The following is a 1,122-nucleotide window of genomic DNA, read 5'->3' on the forward strand; positions in this document are numbered from 1 at the left end:
CGCACCGGGCCGCTGGCAACAGGGGCCGCACGGTAAACCCCACCGGGAGCAAGACCAAATAGGGATGACGCGGGGCTTGCCCCAGCCGGTTTTGAGGCCAGGTCATCCGGGTTGGTTGCACGAGCGCCCTGGCAACAGGCGCCTCAGATGAATGGCCACCACGTCGCGTTTTACGCGGCCCTACAGAACCCGGCTTATAGGTCAACTGGCTCACTCCACCATCGCGCAAGGCACGGATGGCGCCCCACCGGGCGCCGTCACGGAACTGCCATGTTTTGGCCCAGCGAACGCCGCAAGCATGACCGGAAATTCATATACATTGCCGCTACATTACGTTAAGTTCATGATTTTGTTGAGTGATTTTATCCGCGTGCAATGTTGATGCAATGCTGGGGTGGTTATTTCTGTCTCGTCAACAACACACGGAGACACACCAAATGAAGAAGATCTTCGCACTCGTCATCGCCTCGGTCATGGTTGCCGGCGTTGCCACCCCGTCCTTCGCTGCCGACCACTGCGCATTCAAGGACAAGTCGCTCTGCGTCACCGAGTCGCTCTCCCCGACCACTGGCGACTGATTAGCGCCGGCCTTCGTGCCAGCGTATTGGGGCACTCGGGCCTGATTGCCTGAGAGTCCGGCACTACCCAGCGACGGCCTGGTTACCGGTGATCTCCCCCCACTGGAAAACTGAGCCGTCGTGGCCAATTTTGCTTTTGTTCGTAACGCTTAAGCAAGGTGAGCGGCACTAGACACGTCGCGATTTCATACTAAGGAGACCATTTATGAAAGCCATCCTTGGCGGCCTCGTTGCCGCACTGCTGATTTCCGCGACCGCGGCTCCGACCTTTGCGGCCTCCACGTCTGACGTGAACAATTGCGCGTTCAAGGACAGCTCGCTCTGCGTAACTGAATCGCTGTCGCCGACGACCAACGAAGCAGGTCCCGAGCCGGTTAAATCCATGTAATCGCGCCGCTTTAAGCAGCACCGAAATGTGAACCCCTGGACCGTTCGGCCCGGGGTTTTTCGTTCTTGTATGTACCCGCGCCGTTGCTGCCTGCTCTTGCGCGCACACCTCCATGGCTTTAATGCGGGTGCCTGCTTTCCGCCGAAGACCCGGCGG

At 59.0% G+C, this 1,122-nt stretch carries 2 protein-coding genes and 1 other RNA gene (1 of these 3 only partly in view); all 3 read left to right on the top strand.

Features of this window, described 5'->3' with window-relative positions:
- An RNA gene (gene rnpB, locus J0I64_RS21290) (RNase P RNA component class A) lies at positions 1 to 213 on the top strand; it begins 246 nt to the left of the window's first position.
- A 224-nt stretch (positions 214 to 437) separates the two neighbouring features.
- Complete coding sequence (locus tag J0I64_RS21295) at positions 438 to 578, top strand: hypothetical protein (protein ID WP_291412070.1); 141 nt, start codon at positions 438 to 440, stop codon at positions 576 to 578.
- Positions 579 to 783: 205 nt separating this feature from the next.
- The gene (locus J0I64_RS21300) at positions 784 to 966 is read left to right on the top strand and encodes a hypothetical protein (RefSeq protein ID WP_291412072.1); all 183 of its coding nucleotides are present in this window, start codon (positions 784 to 786) and stop codon (positions 964 to 966) included.
- Positions 967 to 1,122: the final 156 nt, after the last annotated feature.

The organism is Devosia sp., from assembly GCF_017307565.1.
Taxonomy (GTDB): Bacteria; Pseudomonadota; Alphaproteobacteria; order Rhizobiales; family Devosiaceae; genus Devosia.